Here is an 18,070-nt window from a genome sequence, read left to right as displayed (position 1 = left end):
GCCGGGGCCCCTGCCGAGAGGTCAGCGGTTGCGCGTCGGCGGGATCGACGGGATCGGGAAGCCGCCACCGCCACCGGCACCCGGGGTGCTCGGCGACGTGGTGGGGGTCGCGCTCGGCGACGGGCTCTCGCTCTGCTCCTCGATCGGCACGTCGACCGCGATGGTCACGGTCTCGCCCTTGGCCAGCTTCTTGCCGGGGGACGGGGACTGGCTGCTCACCTTGCCCGCCTGGGCCGGATCGACCTCTTTGCCGTCCCGGACCTCGACGTCGTAGCCGGCGTCCTTCAGCCGCGCCTTCGCCTGGTCCTCGGTGTAGCCACGAACGTCCGGCACCTGGTTGACGTTGCCCTTGGAGACCTCGAGCGTCACCTTGCTCTGCGGTGCCACGGTGCTGCCCTCGTCGGGTGACACCTTGACCACCTGCCCCTCGGGCGCGCTGTCGGTGACGTCCTTCCGGACGACGGTGAGCCCGAGACTCTCCAACTGCGCCTTCACGCTGGTGTAGGTGCCGCCCTTCAACCCCGGCGGGATGGTGACGTCGTTCGGGCCGGCGCAGACCTGCACCGTGACCGGGGTGTTCTTGTCCACCCGGAGGCCCGGCCCGGGGTTCTGCCCCACCACCGTGCCCTTCTTGCACTCGGCGTTCTTCACCGGCGTGCCGGGGACGAACCGCAGCCCGGCCTGGGTGAGCGCGGCCTGCGCGTCGGCCTGGGTCCGGTCGCCCAACTGCGGGACGGAGACCTTCTCGTTGCCGGCCTGGTTGAGCCAGAGCGCGGTGCCCAGCGCGATCACCGCGAGCACGCCGAGCGCGGCGAACGTGGCGATGACCCAGGACGAACTCCTGCGCTTACGCGGATCCCCGACCCGGGCCGGCGGCTGCTGGCGGGTCTGCGGGCCCATCATCTGGGTCTGCTGCGCCGCTTGGTAGCCGCCCGCGGCGGCCGCCATCGGCATGGTCTCCTCGGCCGGCATCACCGGGGTGGCCAGCACCGGCCGGCCGGCCGCGGCGCGGAGCAGGTCCGCCCGCATCTCACCGGCGCTCTGGTAGCGGTTGAGCGGGTTCTTGGAGAGCGCCTTGAGCACGATGGCGTCGACCGCGGGGTTGACGTCCGGGTTGATCGTGCTCGGCGTCGGCGGCTGCTCGCGGACGTGCTGGTAGGCGACGCTGACCGGGCTGTCCCCGACGAACGGCGGATGCCCGCAGAGCAGCTCGAACAGCACACAGCCGGCCGCGTAGACGTCGGAGCGGGCGTCGACCGCCTCGCCGCGCGCCTGCTCCGGGGAGAGATATTGTGCGGTGCCGATGACCGCGCTGGTCTGCGTCATCGTGGTGGCGCCGCTGGCCAGCGCGCGGGCGATGCCGAAGTCCATCACCTTGACCTGGCCGGTCTGGGTGAGCATCACGTTGCCGGGCTTGATGTCCCGGTGGATGATGCCATGCCGGTGGCTGAACTCCAGCGCGGCGCACATGTCGGCGCAGATCTCCAGCGCCCGGCGCGGCTGGAGCCGCCCCTCGACGCCGAGGACCTCCTTCAGGGTCCGCCCGTTGACGAACTCCATCACGATGAACGGCAGCGTCTCGCCGGTCGGGGCGGTCTCCTCGCCGGTGTCGTAGACGGCGACGATGGCCGGGTGGTTGAGCGAGGCGGCGTTCTGCGCCTCCCGTCGGAACCGCATCTGGAACGTCGCGTCGCGGGCCAGGTCGGCACGAAGCATCTTGATCGCGACGTCCCGCCCGAGCCGGAGATCGCGACCGCGGTGCACCTCCGCCATGCCGCCGTAGCCCAGCAGCTCGCCGACCTGGTACCTGCCACCGAGCAGGCGGGCCTGCGCTGTCATCGCGTCTCTCGTCCTTCGCTCGTCGTCGTACCGCCGCCGGCCGGCTGGAGGCGTACCTCACGACGGTACGACGTGCGGACCGGATAGTCGCCCCCGTACGCGCGCACCGCGCCGGAGGTCACGCTCACACTCGCCGGACCGGGGGCGGCCGAACCGTACTTCCGGTACCAGAACGAGATCACGCCCGAGCAGAGGATGACCAGCACCGCCACCAGGATCGCGGTCGTCCAGAGCCCGGACCGGGAGCGGCGGGGCGCCGGCGGCGGCGCGACGGGCGGACGAGCGTACCCCAGCGGGTTGTGCGGGGGCCGGGGTTGCGGGACGGGTGCCGCGCCGCGCGGACCCACCGGTGGGCGGGCCTGCGGAGCCGGGTGCGCGACCATGGTCGGGCGCGGCGCCGCCGGTGGGCGGGCCGGCGTCACCGGCGGTCGCGGCGGCGTCACCGGCGGTCGGGGCTGTGGGCGGGGCGCGGCGTTCGGCACCTGCGCCCGCGCGACCGGTGCGGCCGGCGAGGCCGGTACGCCGGAGATCGGCCGCCCGCCGCGCGCCTGCTGGGAGAGCGTCTGCTTGGCCTGCCGGGCGATCCCGGCCAACGCGGCGGCGCTGGACCAGCGGGCCGCCGGGTCCTTCGCCATGGCCCGCTCGACGATCGCCCGCACCTGCGGCGGGATGTCGGCGGGGAGCGCGCGGGGTGTGTCCCGCACGTGCTTCATGGCGATCTCGAGCGGGTTGTCGCCCTCGAACGGCCGCCGGCCGGCCAGGCACTGGTAGGCGACCACGCCGAGCGCGTAGACGTCGGAGGCGGGGGTGGCGACCGCGCCGGTGGCCTGCTCGGGCGAGATGTAGGAGGCGGTGCCGAGCACCGAGCCGGCGGCGGTGAGCTGGCCGACCAGCTCCGACCGGGCGATGCCGAAGTCGGTGAGCACCAGCGTGCCGTTCGGCCGGACCAGTAGGTTGCCCGGCTTCACGTCGCGGTGCACGATGCCTTTCTCGTGGGCGGCGTGCAGCGCGTCGGCGGCCTGGGCCAGCAACGCCATGGTGCGGGCCGGGGTGAGCCGGCCGACCCGGCCGAGCGTGGCGGAGAGCGCGTCGCCCTCCACGTATTCCATGACCAGGAACGCGATGTGCTGGTCGCTGCCGAAGTCGTAGACGTCCACCACGCCGGGGTGGTTGATGGTGGCCATGGTCCGCGCCTCGCCCCGGAAGCGCTCGGCGAAACCCGGCTCGTCGAGCAACGCGGGCAGCAGGCTCTTGACCGCGACCGTTCGGCCCAGCACCTGGTCGGTGCCGCGCCAGACGTCACCCATGCCACCGCTGGCGATCCGCTCGTCGAGACGGTAGCGGTTGCCGAGCTGCACCCCCGGGCTCAGCACGTCAGCGCCTCCCGGAGTCCGCGATGGCCGCCGCCATGATCCGGCCGGCGATCCGGGCCGCCTCCGCGCTGCCGCCGCTGCCGGCCTGCTCCAGCTCGACGCAGACCGCGGAGAGCGGCGTGCCGTCCTTGTCCATCGCGAAGCCGATGAACCAGCCGTGGTCCGGCGTGTCCGGGCCGGACTGCGCGGTGCCGGTCTTGCCGCCGACCACGTACCCGTCGATGGCGGCCCGGCGGCCGGTGCCCTCCTTCACCACGTTCTGCATCATCGACCGCAGGTCGGCGGAGACCTGGCTGCTGACCGGGCGGCGCAGCTCACGCGGCTTGGCGGCGTCGTAGACCGTGGTGCGGTCCGGCCCGAGCAGCTGCTTCACCAGGTACGGGCGCATCTGGCTGCCGTTGTTGGCCACCGCGGCGGCGATCAGCGCGCCCTGCAACGGCGTCATCCGCACGTTGTTCTGGCCGATCGACGACTGGGCCAGCGCGGCCTGGTCGGTGCTGCCGTCCGGGTTCTGCATGTCACCGGTGCGGCTGGCCGCGACCGGCAGGCCGCCGTCACCGTTCTGCCCGACCGTGAGGTCCTCCTGCTCGAAGCCGAACTGCTTCGCCTTCTCCTTGACCTTCTCCGCGCCGAGGCGCACGCCGAGCTGGGCGAAGCCGGTGTTGCAGGACTCGGTCACCGCATCCCGCAGTGTCACCTCGGACTCGGGGCAGATCGACGGCGCCGCGTTCTTGATCGGCACGCCGGCGCCCGGCGCGGTGTAGCTCGACCCGGCCGGGATCTGCGTCTGCTGGCCGACGCCGTTCTCCAGCGCCGCGGCGGCCATGACGACCTTGAAGGTGGAGCCCGGGGGCAGCACCTCGGAGAGCGCGCGGTTGGCCAGCGGCCGGTCCTTGTCCTTCTCCAACGCGTTGTAGGCCCGGTCGGCCTCCGTGCTGGAGTGGCTGGCCAGCGGATTCGGGTCGAAGCTCGGCATGGAGACCAGCGCCTGCACCGCGCCGGTACGCGGGTCGATCGCGACTGCCGCGCCCTTCTTCGCCCCGACCTGGTTGTCGTTGAGCTGCTTGAACGCCGTTTCCTGGGCCCGCTTGGAGAGGGTCAGCAGCACGTTGCCGCCACCGGTCTCGTCCCCGGTGAACATGTCCTTGATGCGGCTGGCGATGAGCGCGTCGCTGGTGCCGGCGAGGAAGTCGTTCTCCACCCGCTCGATGCCGCTCGCGCTGCCGTTCACCGGCTTCCAGCCGAGCACGTGCGCGTACATCTCCCCCTGGGGGTAGGTGCGCAGGTACTTCAGCTCCCCGCCGGTCTCCTTGCTGAGCGCGTACGCGGTGCCGCCGACCTCGATGTTGCCGCGCTTGCGGTCGTACTCGGCGACCTGGACCCGGCCGTTGTAGTCGCTGGTGCGGTACTCGTCGGCCTTGTACGCCTGGATCCAGTTCAGGTTCGCGAAGAGCAGGCCGAACAGGATCATCACGACCACACCGACGCGGCGCAGGGGTGCGTTCACGGCCGGATCACCTCCGTGGGGGCACCGTGCAGCTGGTCGGGCGGGCCGCCGGCGGGCCGGGCCGCCGAGCCGCGACCGCCGGTGACCGGCCGGCGGGCCCCGTCGGAGACCCGCAGCAGCACGGCGATCAGCAGCCAGTTCGCCATCAGCGAGGAACCGCCGGCGGAGAGGAACGGCGTGGTCTGACCGGTCAGCGGGATGAGCTTGCTGATCCCGCCGACGATGACGAAGACCTGGAGGCCCAGCGTGAACGCCAGGCCGCCGGCGAGCAGCTTGCCGAACGAGTCGCGCACCGCCAGCGCGGCCCGCAGGCCCCGCTCGACGATCAGCAGGTAGACCACGAGCAGCGCGGAGAGACCAAACAGGCCGATCTCCTCACCGATGCCGGCGAAGATGAAGTCGGTCTGCACCTCGGGCAGCAGCGTCGGCTGACCGCCGCCCGGGCCGGCCCCGAACAGACCACCGGTGCCGAGCGTGAGCAGGCCCTGGACGAGCTGGTAGCCGCGGTCGTACGGCTCGGCGAACGGGTCGAGCCAGATCTGCGCCCGGTCGTAGAAGTTGGCGAACGGGCCACCCACGGTGCTGCCCAGCAGGTAGGCCAGGTAGGCGCCGCCGAAGAACAGGATCAGGCCGATGAGCAGCCAGCTCACCCGCTCGGTGGCGACGTAGAGCGTCACCACGAACATGCCGAAGTAGAGCAGCGAGGTGCCCAGGTCCTTCTCGAAGACCAGGACCAGGATGCTGACCAGCCAGACCACCAGCACCGGGCCGAGGTCCCGGCCGCGCGGGAAGTCGATGCCGAGCACCCGCCGGCTGGCCAGCGACAGCACCTCCCGCTTGCGCACCAGGTAGTACGCGAAGAACGTGAGCAGCGCGAGCTTGGCGAACTCACCCGGCTGGATCTGGAACCCACCGACCCGGATCCACAGCTTGGCGCCGTTGATCTCGGAGAACCGGCCGGGCAGCACCGCCGGGATCATCACCAGCACGATGCCGGCCAGCCCCAGCGTGTACGCGTACCGGGAGAGCGTGCGGTGGTCGCGCAGGATCGCCAGCAGCCCGGCGGCGAGCGCCACCGCGGCCAGCGTCCACGCCAGTTGCCGGCCACCGGTGCCGGCGAAGATGGCCAGGTCGGCCCGCTCCGCCGGCGCGGCCTGGGCCAGGTCGTAGCGGCGCAGGAAGCCGACCCCGATGCCGTTGAGCAGCGCCACCGCCGGCAGCAGCGCCGGATCGGCGTACGGCGCCAGCCACCGGATCACCAGGTGCAGACCCAGGAAGACCAGCCCCAGCGCGGCGGCCGGAACCCAGAAATCCGACGTGATGGTGTCCAGCGCCTTGGCCTCGATCATCGCCGCGTACGCCGCCACCAGCACCATGGCGAGCAGGAGCAGGGACAGCTCGGCGTTACGCCGGGACCGGGCCAGGCGTACGCCGGACTGCTCGCCCGTCGAAGCGGGCGAGGCGGCCGGTGCGGCGGCTGCGGTCACGGATGCGTCCTCGGGATCGAGCCGGCGCTCACTCCGGCGACCGGCAACCGGCGGGATCGGCCGGCGGAACGGTGTCGGAGACTACGGCGTCGGGCGTGATGGTCAACGTCGGTGTGGGCGACGGCGGGACGGGCGACGGGGTCGGCGGGACGGCGCTGCCGGTGGCCGCCGGGGACAGCGCACCGGCCGTCGCCACCGGCGTCGGGCTGGGCGTGGCCGGTGCCGTGCCGGGCGCCGGACTCGGCGGGCAGAGCGGCTTGAGGTTCGGGTTGGCCGGGTCGTCGCTTGTCAGTTCCGCCAGTCGGCGCTCGGCGTCCGGTTCGCTCTTGGCCTGGATGCCCTGCTTCACCCGCTCCTGGGCGGCCAGGGTCAGGTCGTCGAGCCGGGACTCGCTGCGGGCGTGCACGTCCGACAGGTCGAGGCCGGCGACCTGGCCGGGCACCCCACGGAACACCGCGAGCTGACCGTCGTCGGTGGCGCCGACGTAGTACTGCCGCTGGGTGTACGTCCAGCCGCCGAAGACGGCGCCGGCGACGATGACCGCCAGCGCGAGCGCCATGGCCACGGTCCGCAGCGGCCGTCGCCGGCGCTCGGGCTCGTCGTCGCGGTTGTCGGCCGGCTCCTCGGGCACGGGCGCCCGGGGCGCGGACAGCGCCGAGGCGCGGGCCGCCGGGGTGGAGTCGTCGGCCGATGTCGCCATGCCCCGGTCCCGGGCGGCGGCGCCGCCGACGATCGGGGACGCCTCGACGATGTCCTGGTCGGTCGCGTCGGCGATGATCACCGTGATGTTGTCCGGACCGCCGCCGCGCAGCGCGAGCTGCACCAGGCGTTCCACGCACTGCTGCGGGTCCGGGTACTCCCGCAGGGTGTCGCCGATGGTGTCCGCGCTGACCACGCCGGAGAGGCCGTCGGAGCAGATCAGGTAACGGTCGCCGGGCAGCACCTGGCGGACGCTGTACTCCGGGTCGATGTCCCGGCCGTCGAGCGCGCGGGTGAGCAGCGAGCGCTGGGGGTGGCTGCTCGCCTCCTCGGCGCTGATCCGGCCCTCGTCGACGAGCATCTGGACGTAGGTGTCGTCCTTGGTGATCTGCGCGAACTCGCCGTTGCGCAGGAGGTAGGCCCGCGAGTCACCGATGTGGACCATGCCGAGCTTGCTGCCGGAGAAGAGGGTCGCGGTGAGCGTCGTGCCCATCCCCTCCAGCTGCGGGTTTGCGTCCACGGTGTCGCGGAGTTGCTGGTTGGCGGTGCCCACGGCGGATCGGAGCGCGTCGACCAGGGCGTCACCGGGGACGTCCTCGTCGAGCGGCGCCATGGCACCGATGACGATGTTGCTGGCGACGTCACCGGCGGCCATGCCGCCCATGCCGTCGGCAACGGCGAGCAGCCGCGGTCCGGCGTAGACGGAATCCTGATTGCCGTCTCGGATCAGACCGCGGTCACTGTGGGCCGCGTAGCGCAGGGTCAGAGTCATGGCCGTAATTCGAGGGAAGTGCGGCCGATCCGGATCGGCACGCCGAGGGGGACGGGGGTTGGTCCGGTGACCTTAGCGCGATCCAGGTAGGTGCCGTTAGTTGATCCGAGGTCCTCGACGTACCACTGCCCGTCACGCGGCACGAGCCGGGCGTGTCGCGCCGAGGCGTAGTCGTCGGTGATCACCAGTGTCGAGTCCTCCGCACGACCGATGGTGATCTGCGCTTCCCCCAGCGTGATCCGGGTGCCGGCGAGTTGACCGGCGGTGACCACCATCTGGTGGGCGGCGCGGCCCCGCTTGCCCTTCGCCGGCTTGCCGGGCGGGGCGGGCTGGTTGGTCGACGCGCCGACCCCGCGTGGCGCGGCCACCAGGCGACCCGACCGGGCCCCGGCGAAGAGGTCCCGGCGGATCACGCCGACCACCGTGAAGACGAAGATCCACAGCAGGATGAGGAACCCGAACCGGGCGACGGTGATGACGAGCTCCGGCAACGGGGATCAGCCGTCCACGCGGAAGGTCAGCGTCGTGGTGCCGAGCTGGATCATGTCGCCCGGGTTGAGGGCGACCGCCGAGACCCGCTGGCCGTTGACCATCGTGCCGTTCGTGGAGCCGAGGTCGGTCAGCACGACCTGGCCGCCGTCGAAGTCCAGCCGGGCGTGGCGCCGGGAGATGCCGACGTCGGGCAGACGCAGGTTGGCCTGGTCACCGCGACCGATCACGGTCGAGCCCATCTGGAGCGGGTAGGTGCGCCCGTCGCCGGAGACCAGGCGGACGTTGCGACCGCCGCCGTGGCCGGGCGGCGGACCGTAGCCGCCACCCTGGTCGTAGGCCGGGTACGCCGGGCCGGCGTCGTAGCCGCCCTGGTCGTAGCCGCCCGGCGCGGAGACCGGCGCGACGTCGCCGCCGGTGTAGACCTCGGCGGTGACCCGGAACATGCCGGTGTCCAGCCCCTCACCACGTTCGACCTCGACGATCACGTCGCCGTAGACCGTCCAGGCCTGCTCGCCGATGAACTCCGCCTGCGACTGGGCCAGCTCCTGGGCCAGCGCGGCGGCGTACGGCGCCAACCGACTGTGGTCGTACGGCGAGAGATCGATCACGTAGCGGTTGGGCACCAACGTGCGCCCACCGGCCAGGATCGCCTTGTGCGCCTCGGCCTCCCGCTGCATGGCGTTGAGGATCTCCACGGGGTGGACCACCCCTTTGAAGACCTTGGCGAAGGCCCCCTCGACCAGGCCTTCCAGACGCTTCTCGAAGCGTTGCAGCACGCTCACCGGCTCCTCCTCGGGTCCCGAGGCAATGATGGTATCCGGCCACCGCCTCCGCAGCTCACACGCCGCTCGGCCGGCTACCGTCGACCCGTTCGTGACCAGGCCCGCGAGCGTGCTACAGTTTCGCCCGCCACGAGCGGTGATCGCTCGTGGCGTGACCAGTGGACAGCGTAATATGTCCCGACACCCGCCGCAGATGGCGGGCGAGGGATGCGATATGGTGTTCCGGTCGTGCCACGGGGATGTGGCGGAATGGCAGACGCGCACGGTTCAGGTCCGTGTGTCCGAAAGGACGTGGGGGTTCAACTCCCCCCATCCCCACCAGAACGAGGGCTCCGCAGGCTGCGGGGCCCTCGCGCCGTATCGGGGCGTACCGGACGTCACGCTATGCTCCGATGGTTTCCCTGCCTCCCATGGACCAGGAGTGGCGTGTGAGTGTCGCGTTGGTGACCGGTTCCGGCGGTCTGATCGGCTCCGAGGCGGCCCGGCACTTCGCCGGCCTCGGTCTCGACGTGGTCGGCATCGACAACGACATGCGGCGGTACTTCTTCGGCGAGGACGGCTCGACCGCGTGGAGCCTCGACCGGCTCGCCGCCGATCTCGGCTCCGCGTACACCCACCACGCCGTGGACATCCGGGACCGGGACGGCCTGGAGCAGGTCTTCACCCGGTACGGCCGGGACATCGCCGTGGTGATCCACAGCGCCGCCCAGCCGAGCCACGACTGGGCCGCCAAGGAGCCGTTCACCGACTTCGACGTGAACGCCGGCGGCACGCTCAACGTGCTGGAGAACACCCGGCGGCACGCGATCGACGCGCCGTTCATCCACTGTTCCACCAACAAGGTCTACGGCGACCGGCCCAACTCGCTCCCGCTGATCGAGCTGGAGACGCGCTACGAACTGCCCGAGGACCACCACTGGTACGGCGGCATCACCGAGGACATGTCGATCGACGAGTCGCTGCACTCGATCTTCGGCGCCTCGAAGGTCGCCTCGGACGTGATGGTCCAGGAGTACGGCCGGTACTTCGACATGAGGACCGCCTGCTTCCGGGGCGGCACGCTGACCGGCCCGGCGCACTCCGCGGCCGAGCTGCACGGCTTCCTCGCCTACCTGATGCGGTGCGTGATGGAGGGCCGGACGTACAACCTCTTCGGGTACAAGGGGAAGATGGTCCGGGACGCGATCCACTCCCACGACGTGCTCACCGCGTTCGAGGCGTTCTTCCGGGAGCCGCGGTCCGCCCAGGTCTACAACCTCGGCGGTGGCCGGCACTCGAACACCTCGCACATCGAGGCGTTCCGGATCGCCCAGGAGATCACCGGCCGCGAGGCGCGGATCAACTACGTCGAGCAGGCCCGCACCGGCGACCACCAGTGGTACGTCAGCAGCATGGCCCGGTTCGAGGAGCACTACCCGGCCTGGAAGATCACATACGACGTGCCGATGATCCTCCGCGAGATCCACGAGGCGAACGTCGACAAGTGGGTGCCGCAGGCATGAACGGCGGCACGAAGCGCAACGTGCTCGGCGTCGGCGTCGACGCGACCGACTACGCCCGGGCCACCGAGGCGGTGGTCGACGCCGCCCGGGAACGCCGTCCCCTGGCGCTGACCGCGCTGGCCGTGCACGGCGTGATGACCGGGGTGCTCGACCCGGCGCACAACGCCCGGCTCAACGCGTTCGACGTGGTGACCCCGGACGGCCAGCCGGTGCGCTGGGCGCTCAACCTGCTGCACGGCGCCGGCCTCACCGACCGCGTCTACGGGCCGGAGCTGACCCTGCGGGTGCTCGCCCGGTTCGCCGACGAGGGGCTGCCGGTCTACCTCTACGGCTCCACCGAGGAGACGCTGTCCCGGCTGATCCCGGCGCTGGAGCGCAAGTTCCCGGCGCTGAAGGTCGCCGGCGTCGAGCCGTCCAAGTTCCGGGCCGTCCAGCCGGGCGAGGACGCCGAGATCGCCGACCGGATCCGGAGCAGTGGCGCGCGCCTCGTCCTGGTCGGGCTGGGCTGCCCCCGCCAGGAGGTCTTCGCGTACGCCATGCGACCGCTGCTGGACATGCCGCTGATGGCGGTCGGCGCGGCGTTCGACTACCACGCCGGCCTGCTGCGCAACCCGCCGCCGTGGATGCAGCGCGCCGGGCTGGAGTGGTTCTGGCGGCTCGGCCTGGAGCCGAAGCGGCTCTGGCGCCGGTACGTCATCCTCAACCCGGCCTACCTGGCCCGGCTCGCGGCGCAGAAGACCGGCCTGTGGAAGGCCACCCCGCCGGCGCCGGCCACCGGGCGTCCGTCCACCTTCGACGTCTGATCCGGCCCGCCCCCTACGGGACGACGTTCCGGGTCGACCGGGGTGCCGTCCCGGATTCGGTGTACGCCGAACTGGGCAAGGCTGGGCACATGGATGACCGTCTCGCTCTGCTGCTCCCCGTCGCCGCCGTCTGGCTGGCCGCCGGCCTGGTCGCGGAGGGCCTGCCCGGGCGGCGGCGCGCCCGCGCGCTGCGCCGGCGTACCGGATGGTTGTCCGCACTGGTGCTGACCGGCCTCACGCTCACCGCGGCGGTCCTCGTCGCGGGCCTGCAGAGTGGCGGCGACACGGCGCTCGACCGGGCCGCCGCCGGGCTCGCGGTCGCGGCGGCCCCGACGGCCCTCGTCGCGGTCTGCACGGTACGGCGGCTCCGGCGACTGCGGGCCGGCGCGAGCGCCTTCACCGCGGCGCCGGGCACCCCGGCGCCGCACGGGCTGCGGGCCGCCGCCGCGCACCCGCTGATCGTGCTCCCGATCCAGGCGACCGCGCTCGCGGCGCTGGTGGCGGTGCTGCCGGCCGTCGGGGTCGACCTGTTCGCCGCGCCGGGGGTGGCCGGCCCGGCGATCACCGTCGCGGTGCTCGGCGTGGCCACGATCGGGGTACGCCACGCGCTGCGGCACAACCGGCTCGCCGAGCGGGCGATGCCCCGGGCGACCGCGGTGTCAACGCGTCCGGCCGGTGCCCTGCACGTATAGCAGTTCGAGGATCGCCCGGGTCGCTTCGAACCAGCGGTCCAGCCAGCCGGGCGGGGGCACGCTCCCCCTGGGCGGCAACTCCAGCAGCAGCCCGCGCAGCAGCGGGTGGTCCACCAGGGACTCCTGCTGCTCCATCGGCCATCCGCTGGGCGGGAACGACGGCTCGGTCAACGGGTTCGGGTCCAGCGACGGCAGGGAGAGCGTCGGCGCGGACGGCTCCGGCGCGCCCGTGTCCCGGGCGGTGGGGTCCTCGCCGTCGGTGGAGACCACCTCGGTCAGGACGGTGTCCCGGCGGGCCCCACGGTACTTGCCACCGAACCGCTCGGGCTTACCCGGGCCGTTGGTGAGATTCTCTGAACCGATCGTCGTCATCAGTCTCGCCTGCCTCGTTCGGTTGCCGATCCGTGCGGTTCAACGAGGCGGAACGGAACAGGCGACGGGTGCCCGGCGTCGGCGGCCGGTGGACGTGGAACGGTCCCGCCCGACGACGCTGGCGGGCGGGACCGTTTCTCGGGGGTACTGATCAGCTTTGGCCGAAGGCTCCGCCCCGGGCCCGGGCGACGAATGCGTGCCAGTCACCGGGGGCGAAGACCAGGGCGGGGCCCGCCTTGTCCTTCGAGTCCCGGACGCCGACCGCCCCGGTCACGTACGCGACCTCCACGCAGTTGTCGCAGTTCGGCCCACTCTTCGAGCTTTTGAACCACGTCGCCTGCGTCAGGTCCACGGGGAACTCCTTGGTCGCCATTTCCACAGCGGCTCCTCTGCCAGTCTCGCGATGTGTGCGACGGACTCCTCCGGTCGAATGGCCGCTGCTCGAATGTGATCGAAGATGAAGCTGTACTTCTGAAGCTCGTCGCTCTTCTCCAGGAAGAGCCCACCCGTGGCGTTCTCCGCGTACACGACATCAGGATCACTCGGTTCGGGGAAGCTGAGGATCGTGAAGGTGCCATCCATACCGGCGTGGGCCCCCACCTCGAAAGGGAGGACCTGCACCGTCACGTTCGGCAGTTGGGCCACCTCCACCAACCGCTTGAGCTGACTACGCATCACCGCGTCGCCGCCAACCGGCCGGCTCAGCACCGCTTCATCGAGCACCACCCACAGATCGACCGGATCGTCCTGGGTCAACAACGACTGTCGGCCCAATCGGACACGCACCCGTTGGTCGATCTGGTCGGCGGTGAAGTCCGGACGGGCGGCGCGGATCATCGCCCCGGCGTACTCCTCGGTCTCCAGCAGGCCGGGCACGACCTGCTGCTCGTACGCCCGGATCTGGCTGGCCGCGGCCTCCAGGCCGACGTACGCGCCCACCAGCACCGTGCTGTACGGATGCCACCACCCCTTCTGCCGTGCCTCGCGGGCGATCTGCACCAGCTCGTCGCTCTCCGCGCCGACCACCCCGTAGATGCGGAGCATGTCCCGCACGTCGCGGGGTGTCGCGGTGGTGTGGCCGGTCTCGATCCGGGAGACCTTGGACGCCGAGCACTCCAGCTGCTCGGCGACCACCTCGATGGTGATGCCGGCGGCTTCCCGTTGCCGGCGGAGTTCGGCGCCGAGTCGGCGCCGACGGATGGTCGGGCTGCGCCGTTCGCTCACGACGCGGCTCCAGGACTCGCAGTCACCCGGCTACCTCCGGTCGGTCGCGCCCGGTTCCACACCCGCCGTGGGCGCGACCGGCGAGCGGCGGGCAAGTGTTCGCGGCGGGGGTGGTGCCGGTCGTCGACCGGCCGCGACGGGCGAAACCGGCGTCCAGTGTGCCGGCCCGGCACCTGAGGCTTCAAGCGTCCGGTTCACGTGTCCCGCTCACCTATCGGCAAAAGTCGACGTGCAACTTGCATGTCGCACCTCGCTGATGCACTCTGTCCGTATGGCACGGGTTACTCACCGTCTTCGCTTGATCTCCGCGCGTGGTGACACCACGGTCCGCGGGACGGCCGGAGGGGAGCCGTCCCGCGCCGTGCGACCTGCCCCGGAGTAGAAGACCCCGCTGCTGTACGCCGTCTCGGCTGCGGTGGCGGGAGCGGTAACCGGGGGCAGCCGGGTGATGGTCGGGTGGCGGCTCGCCACCGCGGGTACGGCCCGACCAGCACCGACCCACCGCCGGTCCACGAGGTAGACCCCCCGTCGCCGGACCGCACCGACCCGTTCAGCTCGCCGGCCCCGTGCCGGCCGAACCCTCTCAGGAGCCCATGTGCTTCCCCGCTCCGGTGACGTACTGCACGTGACGCGCGCGGCGAGTGTCCAGTTCTTCCGACCGATCATGTTCCGGATGATCCGGGTGCTCGACTGGCCGGCCTACGACGGTTGGCTCTGGCTCGACGGCTACGAGTTGAACGCGGCGGGGGACGCGGTCAACCGACGGTCGATCTTCGTACAGCAGGAGGGGCTGCGGCAGATCCAGGCCGCGCCGGTCCCCCGGCAGCACACCGTCCGGACCGCCCGCCGTCCGGTCACCCGGACCCCGGTCCGGGTGGGCTGACCTCACAATTCCCGGCCGGTGGGCGTGCTGCCGCCATAGAATCGGTACGCCCACCCCGGCACGTTCCACCCCGCGCGCCACGGACCCTGAACCAGGGATGGTCATGGTCAATCTGCCCACCGCGCGGCGGCACCACAGGTCCCGCACCGGCTACGCCCTCGGGCTCTTCGTCTTCCTCGGGGTCGCGACCGCGCTCGCGCTCGTGGTCCGCCACCCGGCTTTCTCCACCACCCAGCAACTGGCCGAACCCGTACCGGCCCCGGAGATCACCGTGGCCGGCGCGGACGCCCGCCCGACCGTCGAGCCGGACGACGCCGAGCCGGACGAGATCGAGCAGCCGTCGGCGGCGGACGGGGCCGACGCGTCACCCCCGTCCGGTGCGGCGGGCAGCGGGGCCGGCGGCGGCATGCTCGCCGACCGCCCCATCGAGCCGACGGACCTCAGCCGGCCACTGTTCTACTCCGGTCTGCTCGGTCTCGCCATCTCGCTGGCCGGGCTCGGCCTGGTCGGCGCCCGCCGCCGACAGTGGTGAGTACGCGTCAGGGCGTGGCGGAGGTGGCCGGCGCGGAGCCCGGCGTGGTCGTCCCGGTCGTCGGTGCACCGGTGGTGGGCGCGGCGGACGCGGCCACCACCAGGGTGACCCGCTCGCCCTCGCCCACGGCGTAACCGGCCTCCGGATCCGTGGCGATCACTGTTCCGGCCGGCCGGTCCGATGCTCGGCGCTGGACGCGGTAGTCGATGCCGAGCCGGTCCAGCACCGACCGGGCAGCCGACTCCGGCAGCCCCACCAGCGGCGGCATCGGCACCTCGGCGGCTGCTGTCGTGGCCGGCGGCGTGGTTGGCGGTGCACTGCTGGGCGACGCGCTGGTCGGGGTGGCACTCGTCGGTGCGGAGGTGCTCGGCACCGCCGACGGTGCCGGCCCGGGACCGGAGTCGCGCTCGGCGGCCCGCAACGCCAGCCACACCCCGGCCGCGATCAGCCCGATCAGGATCAGGGCCAGGACGCCCAGCAGGATCGGCATCCACCAGCGCCGCCCGGCCTGCTCGTCGGCGTACCACTCGGCACCCGGCTCCGGATAGGCCGCCGACCGTGGCGGCGGCACGCCGGCCCGGCCGGACCAGGGCGCGCCACCGACCGGCTCCTGCCGGCTGGTGGCATCGAGGGGCCGAGGTGCCCCGCCGGGCAACGGCCGGGTCGCGTCCGCGTCCTCGCTCGCCCCCGCCGCGTTCCGCCGCATGGCCCGGGTGGCGTCGACGTCCTCGCCCGCCCCCGCCGCGTTCCGGGGCAGGGCCCGGGTGGCGTCCCCGTCGTCGGCGGGTGGTTCCTGACGGTCGTCGCTCATGACACTCGTCCTTCCCGCACCGGGACGGGGGCTCGCGGCCCTCGGACGTCCACGGTAGCGGGCCCCGGCCGGGCCGGCCGGGATCAGCGCGCCGGCCGGCGTCAGGGCGTCGGCGGCGGGCCGTCGCTCGGCGTGCTCGACGGCTCGTCACCGCAGGTCAACGACACCTGGTCGTTCCAGTGGGCGGTGCCCCCGGCGACCGGGTCCTGCCCGCTGACCGACCCCTGCCGACCGGCCGGGTAACGGGGATAGAGCCCCGCCTCCACCAGGTCGTCGGCGGCGTCGGAGCAGGACTCGCCGCCCACGTCGGGCACGGTGACCTCGGGCGCCGGCCCGGTGACCCAGACGGTGACGGTGACCCCGCGCTTCACCGGCGCCCCCGGCCCGGGCGACGTGCGCTCCACGGCGCGTCCCGAGCCGCTGCCGAACACCAGCCGCCAACCGAGTCGACGGTCGCGCAACTGCTGCCGGGCCCGCTCGAAGTCGGTACCCACCAGCTCCGGCACGGTGAGGCCGGCCGGGGTGCGCGAACGCGTACCGGTGGGGCGGTCCTCGCCCGGGCGGTCCGTGGTGGGGGCGGCCCCGGTCGGGCCGGACGGAACGGGCGGCGGGGCGGCCGGCGGCGAGACGGCCTCGGACGAGGCGGTGGGCCGGTCCGGGCCACCGGCCAGGATCCAGCCACCGCTGGCTCCGATCACGGCCAGCAGGACCGCCGCCAGACCGCCTCCGACGAGCAGCCGGGTCCGGTCCGGACCGCTCTCGTCGCGTACCGGCTGCTGCTCGTCCGTCATCGCGTCTCCCGCCTCAGTCATCGGCGACCGTAGCCGGTGCCGCCAAGCCGTCCGGGCCCGGCCGGCCCCTCCCACGACTCGCCGGGCCGACCTCGGGACGCTACGCTGCCCGGCATGGCCAGACGGGGCTGGGGAGGATCGACCGCTGCCGCGCTCGGCGTCGCTGCCGGCGCGGGCGCCGCTCAGCTCGGCTTCGGCTACGGGCTGGGCATCATCAACTGGGCGCCCACCGGCACCGTACGCGTCGAGTCGGCGTGGGTGGCGAGCCTCGCCTGGGCCACCTGGATCGCCGCGACCTCGGTCATCGCCGGTGCGGTCTGCGCCCAGCGCCTGCGCGGTGGTGGGGACGAGCCGGTGGGTGTGCTGCCCCGGCTCGGGCTCACCCTGGCCGCCGGTGTCGGCGCGCTGGTCACCGTGCTGCTGGTGGCGGTGCCGGCCCGGGCCGCGCGGGTGCCGGACACCACCGCGCCGCAGACCGTCGCCGCCGCGTACGCGGCGGCGGGGCTGGTGCTCGGTGTGCTGCTGGCGACCTGGGCGTTGCACACCCGTGCCGCCGCCACCAACCTGATCGCCACCACCGGCTGGCTCTGGCTGCTCGCCGTGGTGTCGGTGGTGGACGGGGTGCTCTCCGGCCGGGGCCTGACCACCGCCCAACTCGGCATCTGGCAGATCAGCGCGGACAGCGCCCGCTTCTGGATCCGTGACTACTTCTACTGGCCCGGGGCGCTGCTCTCGCTGGGCTCCGCGCTGGTGATCGGGGTGCTGGCCGCCCGGCGCGCGACCCGGTCGCCGCGGGTGCGGGTGGGTGCGGCCGCCTCCGGCGCGGCCGGGCCGCTGCTGGTGGCGTTGGCCTACCTGCTGGCCGTGCCGCGACTGGCCGGGATCGCCGCCGAGCAGTTGTCGGCCCATCTGATCGCCCCGTACGCGGTGATCGCCGGGGTGGGCGGCTCGATGCTGATGGCCGCGCTGGCCCAGCGTGCCGACCGTCGGGGCGGCGCGGAGGCGGAACCGCCGATCGACGCGACCGGCCCCGACCCGGCGGAGCCGGCCGGGTCTGCCTCGCAGACGTCCGTCGATCCGAAGCCGGCCGGGTCCATGTCGCCGAGGGCCGTCGGGCCGGAGCCGGAGAGCACACCGGGCACCGAGCCGGCCGGCGAGGCCGACCCCGGTTCGCCGCCGACGACCGCGGCGGAGCCGGACGCGTCACCCGGCCCCGCCGGCGAGCGGCCCGCGTCGCCGAGTCGCGCCGCCCGGACCGGTGCCGATCGTCGGGGCCGGACGGTGCCGCAGCAGCGGCAGCCCGAGGTGGTGCCGGACCGGCCCGCCGGCAGCCGCGACGCGGAGCCGGGCCCGGGCGCGTCGGGCACCGAGGACACGCCGGCCGAGCCACAGCCCGAGTCGGCGTCCCCGACCGTCGAACCGAAGACGCGCCGCCGCGCCCGCTGATCCCGCCCGACTCCGACAGCCGGCCCGACAGCCAGCCGGTGCCCGGGCCGGCACGACGCAGGC

At 73.0% G+C, this 18,070-nt stretch carries 18 protein-coding genes and 1 tRNA gene; 7 read left to right on the top strand and 12 right to left on the bottom strand.

Annotated features, from left to right (window positions below; all coding sequences use genetic code 11):
* Positions 1-21: 21 nt before the first annotated feature.
* Genes pknB through ACZ6O5_RS18500 form a run of 7 tightly spaced genes read right to left on the bottom strand, consistent with a single transcriptional unit; the run spans position 22 to position 8,978 of the window.
* Positions 22-1,839: a Stk1 family PASTA domain-containing Ser/Thr kinase gene (gene pknB / locus ACZ6O5_RS18530; RefSeq protein WP_465978605.1), complete on the bottom strand. Its 1,818-nt coding sequence runs from the start codon at positions 1,837-1,839 to the stop codon at positions 22-24.
* Complete coding sequence (locus tag ACZ6O5_RS18525; protein WP_405091839.1) at positions 1,836-3,212, bottom strand: serine/threonine-protein kinase; 1,377 nt, start codon at positions 3,210-3,212, stop codon at positions 1,836-1,838. The genes pknB and ACZ6O5_RS18525 overlap by 4 nt, the downstream gene beginning before the upstream one ends.
* A 1-nt stretch (position 3,213) precedes the next feature.
* Entirely contained in the window at positions 3,214-4,719 is a 1,506-nt protein-coding gene (locus ACZ6O5_RS18520) for a peptidoglycan D,D-transpeptidase FtsI family protein (RefSeq protein ID WP_465978602.1), read from the bottom strand.
* Entirely contained in the window at positions 4,716-6,206 is a 1,491-nt protein-coding gene (locus ACZ6O5_RS18515) for an FtsW/RodA/SpoVE family cell cycle protein (RefSeq protein ID WP_465978600.1), read from the bottom strand. The genes ACZ6O5_RS18520 and ACZ6O5_RS18515 overlap by 4 nt, the downstream gene beginning before the upstream one ends.
* Positions 6,207-6,234: 28 nt before the next feature.
* Positions 6,235-7,677, bottom strand: a complete 1,443-nt coding sequence (locus tag ACZ6O5_RS18510; RefSeq protein ID WP_465978598.1) for a PP2C family protein-serine/threonine phosphatase — start codon at positions 7,675-7,677, stop codon at positions 6,235-6,237.
* Positions 7,674-8,168 (bottom strand): FHA domain-containing protein FhaB/FipA, encoded by a 495-nt coding sequence (locus ACZ6O5_RS18505; protein WP_396772348.1) that lies wholly within the window; start codon positions 8,166-8,168, stop codon positions 7,674-7,676. Before ACZ6O5_RS18505 ends, ACZ6O5_RS18510 begins: the two co-directional genes overlap by 4 nt.
* Before the next feature lie 6 nt (positions 8,169-8,174).
* The gene (locus ACZ6O5_RS18500; RefSeq protein ID WP_107158181.1) at positions 8,175-8,978 is read right to left on the bottom strand and encodes an FhaA domain-containing protein; all 804 of its coding nucleotides are present in this window, start codon (positions 8,976-8,978) and stop codon (positions 8,175-8,177) included.
* Positions 8,979-9,186: 208 nt separating this feature from the next.
* On the opposite strand from ACZ6O5_RS18500, the gene ACZ6O5_RS18495 reads away from it, so the two are divergent.
* The 4 genes from ACZ6O5_RS18495 to ACZ6O5_RS18480 all read left to right on the top strand — a co-directional run bounded on the left by ACZ6O5_RS18495 (position 9,187) and on the right by ACZ6O5_RS18480 (position 11,948).
* A tRNA-Leu gene (locus ACZ6O5_RS18495) sits at positions 9,187-9,272 on the top strand.
* Positions 9,273-9,343: 71 nt separating this feature from the next.
* On the top strand, positions 9,344-10,453 hold the full coding sequence (locus tag ACZ6O5_RS18490; RefSeq protein ID WP_465978595.1) for an NAD-dependent epimerase/dehydratase family protein: 1,110 nt from the start codon (positions 9,344-9,346) through the stop codon (positions 10,451-10,453).
* Complete coding sequence (locus tag ACZ6O5_RS18485; RefSeq protein ID WP_465978594.1) at positions 10,450-11,256, top strand: WecB/TagA/CpsF family glycosyltransferase; 807 nt, start codon at positions 10,450-10,452, stop codon at positions 11,254-11,256. The genes ACZ6O5_RS18490 and ACZ6O5_RS18485 overlap by 4 nt, the downstream gene beginning before the upstream one ends.
* A gap of 89 nt (positions 11,257-11,345) precedes the next feature.
* Entirely contained in the window at positions 11,346-11,948 is a 603-nt protein-coding gene (locus ACZ6O5_RS18480) for a hypothetical protein (RefSeq protein ID WP_465978592.1), read from the top strand.
* Here ACZ6O5_RS18480 and ACZ6O5_RS18475 read toward each other — a convergent pair.
* From ACZ6O5_RS18475 to ACZ6O5_RS18465, 3 genes are all read right to left on the bottom strand, one after another.
* A complete protein-coding gene (locus tag ACZ6O5_RS18475) occupies positions 11,916-12,320 on the bottom strand; it encodes a hypothetical protein (RefSeq protein WP_465978590.1) in 405 nt (134 codons plus the stop codon). The genes ACZ6O5_RS18480 and ACZ6O5_RS18475 overlap by 33 nt on opposite strands.
* Before the next feature lie 151 nt (positions 12,321-12,471).
* Entirely contained in the window at positions 12,472-12,693 is a 222-nt protein-coding gene (locus ACZ6O5_RS18470; RefSeq protein ID WP_107158178.1) for a DUF397 domain-containing protein, read from the bottom strand.
* Positions 12,663-13,544 (bottom strand): helix-turn-helix domain-containing protein, encoded by an 882-nt coding sequence (locus tag ACZ6O5_RS18465; RefSeq protein ID WP_107158177.1) that lies wholly within the window; start codon positions 13,542-13,544, stop codon positions 12,663-12,665. The genes ACZ6O5_RS18470 and ACZ6O5_RS18465 overlap by 31 nt, the downstream gene beginning before the upstream one ends.
* A 595-nt stretch (positions 13,545-14,139) precedes the next feature.
* Here ACZ6O5_RS18465 and ACZ6O5_RS18460 point away from each other — a divergent pair.
* Both ACZ6O5_RS18460 and ACZ6O5_RS18455 read left to right on the top strand, forming a co-directional pair.
* Complete coding sequence (locus ACZ6O5_RS18460; protein ID WP_107158176.1) at positions 14,140-14,427, top strand: hypothetical protein; 288 nt, start codon at positions 14,140-14,142, stop codon at positions 14,425-14,427.
* Positions 14,428-14,530: 103 nt separating this feature from the next.
* Complete coding sequence (locus ACZ6O5_RS18455; protein WP_465978587.1) at positions 14,531-14,959, top strand: hypothetical protein; 429 nt, start codon at positions 14,531-14,533, stop codon at positions 14,957-14,959.
* A gap of 7 nt (positions 14,960-14,966) precedes the next feature.
* Here ACZ6O5_RS18455 and ACZ6O5_RS18450 read toward each other — a convergent pair whose 3' ends face one another.
* Together ACZ6O5_RS18450 and ACZ6O5_RS18445 are read right to left on the bottom strand one after the other, a co-directional pair.
* Positions 14,967-15,770, bottom strand: a complete 804-nt coding sequence (locus ACZ6O5_RS18450) for a PASTA domain-containing protein (RefSeq protein ID WP_465978585.1) — start codon at positions 15,768-15,770, stop codon at positions 14,967-14,969.
* 101 nt (positions 15,771-15,871) lie between these two features.
* Positions 15,872-16,582, bottom strand: coding sequence for a PASTA domain-containing protein (locus ACZ6O5_RS18445; RefSeq protein ID WP_465978583.1), 711 nt, complete (start codon positions 16,580-16,582; stop codon positions 15,872-15,874).
* 93 nt (positions 16,583-16,675) lie between these two features.
* Between ACZ6O5_RS18445 and ACZ6O5_RS18440 the strand changes: the two genes are divergently transcribed.
* Positions 16,676-18,007: a hypothetical protein gene (locus ACZ6O5_RS18440; protein WP_465978581.1), complete on the top strand. Its 1,332-nt coding sequence runs from the start codon at positions 16,676-16,678 to the stop codon at positions 18,005-18,007.
* Positions 18,008-18,070: the final 63 nt, after the last annotated feature.

This window comes from Micromonospora sp. NPDC049201, from assembly GCF_055586805.1.
The sequence above is the reverse complement of the archived record's forward strand: the minus strand, read 5'-3'. Positions and strand labels throughout refer to the sequence as shown.

What these genes read in the sequence shown, in the direction of transcription:
- ACZ6O5_RS18470 (WP_107158178.1), bottom strand. Translation starts at nt 12,693, where the DNA reads ATGGCGACCAAGGAGTTCCCCGTGGACCTGACGCAGGCGACGTGGTTC.
- ACZ6O5_RS18485 (WP_465978594.1), top strand. Translation starts at nt 10,450, where the DNA reads ATGAACGGCGGCACGAAGCGCAACGTGCTCGGCGTCGGCGTCGACGCG.
- ACZ6O5_RS18510 (WP_465978598.1), bottom strand. Translation starts at nt 7,677, where the DNA reads ATGACTCTGACCCTGCGCTACGCGGCCCACAGTGACCGCGGTCTGATC.
- pknB (WP_465978605.1), bottom strand. Translation starts at nt 1,839, where the DNA reads ATGACAGCGCAGGCCCGCCTGCTCGGTGGCAGGTACCAGGTCGGCGAG.
- ACZ6O5_RS18440 (WP_465978581.1), top strand. Translation starts at nt 16,676, where the DNA reads ATGGCCAGACGGGGCTGGGGAGGATCGACCGCTGCCGCGCTCGGCGTC.
- ACZ6O5_RS18445 (WP_465978583.1), bottom strand. Translation starts at nt 16,582, where the DNA reads ATGACTGAGGCGGGAGACGCGATGACGGACGAGCAGCAGCCGGTACGC.
- ACZ6O5_RS18480 (WP_465978592.1), top strand. Translation starts at nt 11,346, where the DNA reads ATGGATGACCGTCTCGCTCTGCTGCTCCCCGTCGCCGCCGTCTGGCTG.
- ACZ6O5_RS18455 (WP_465978587.1), top strand. Translation starts at nt 14,531, where the DNA reads ATGGTCAATCTGCCCACCGCGCGGCGGCACCACAGGTCCCGCACCGGC.
- ACZ6O5_RS18450 (WP_465978585.1), bottom strand. Translation starts at nt 15,770, where the DNA reads ATGAGCGACGACCGTCAGGAACCACCCGCCGACGACGGGGACGCCACC.
- ACZ6O5_RS18490 (WP_465978595.1), top strand. Translation starts at nt 9,344, where the DNA reads ATGGTTTCCCTGCCTCCCATGGACCAGGAGTGGCGTGTGAGTGTCGCG.
- ACZ6O5_RS18475 (WP_465978590.1), bottom strand. Translation starts at nt 12,320, where the DNA reads ATGACGACGATCGGTTCAGAGAATCTCACCAACGGCCCGGGTAAGCCC.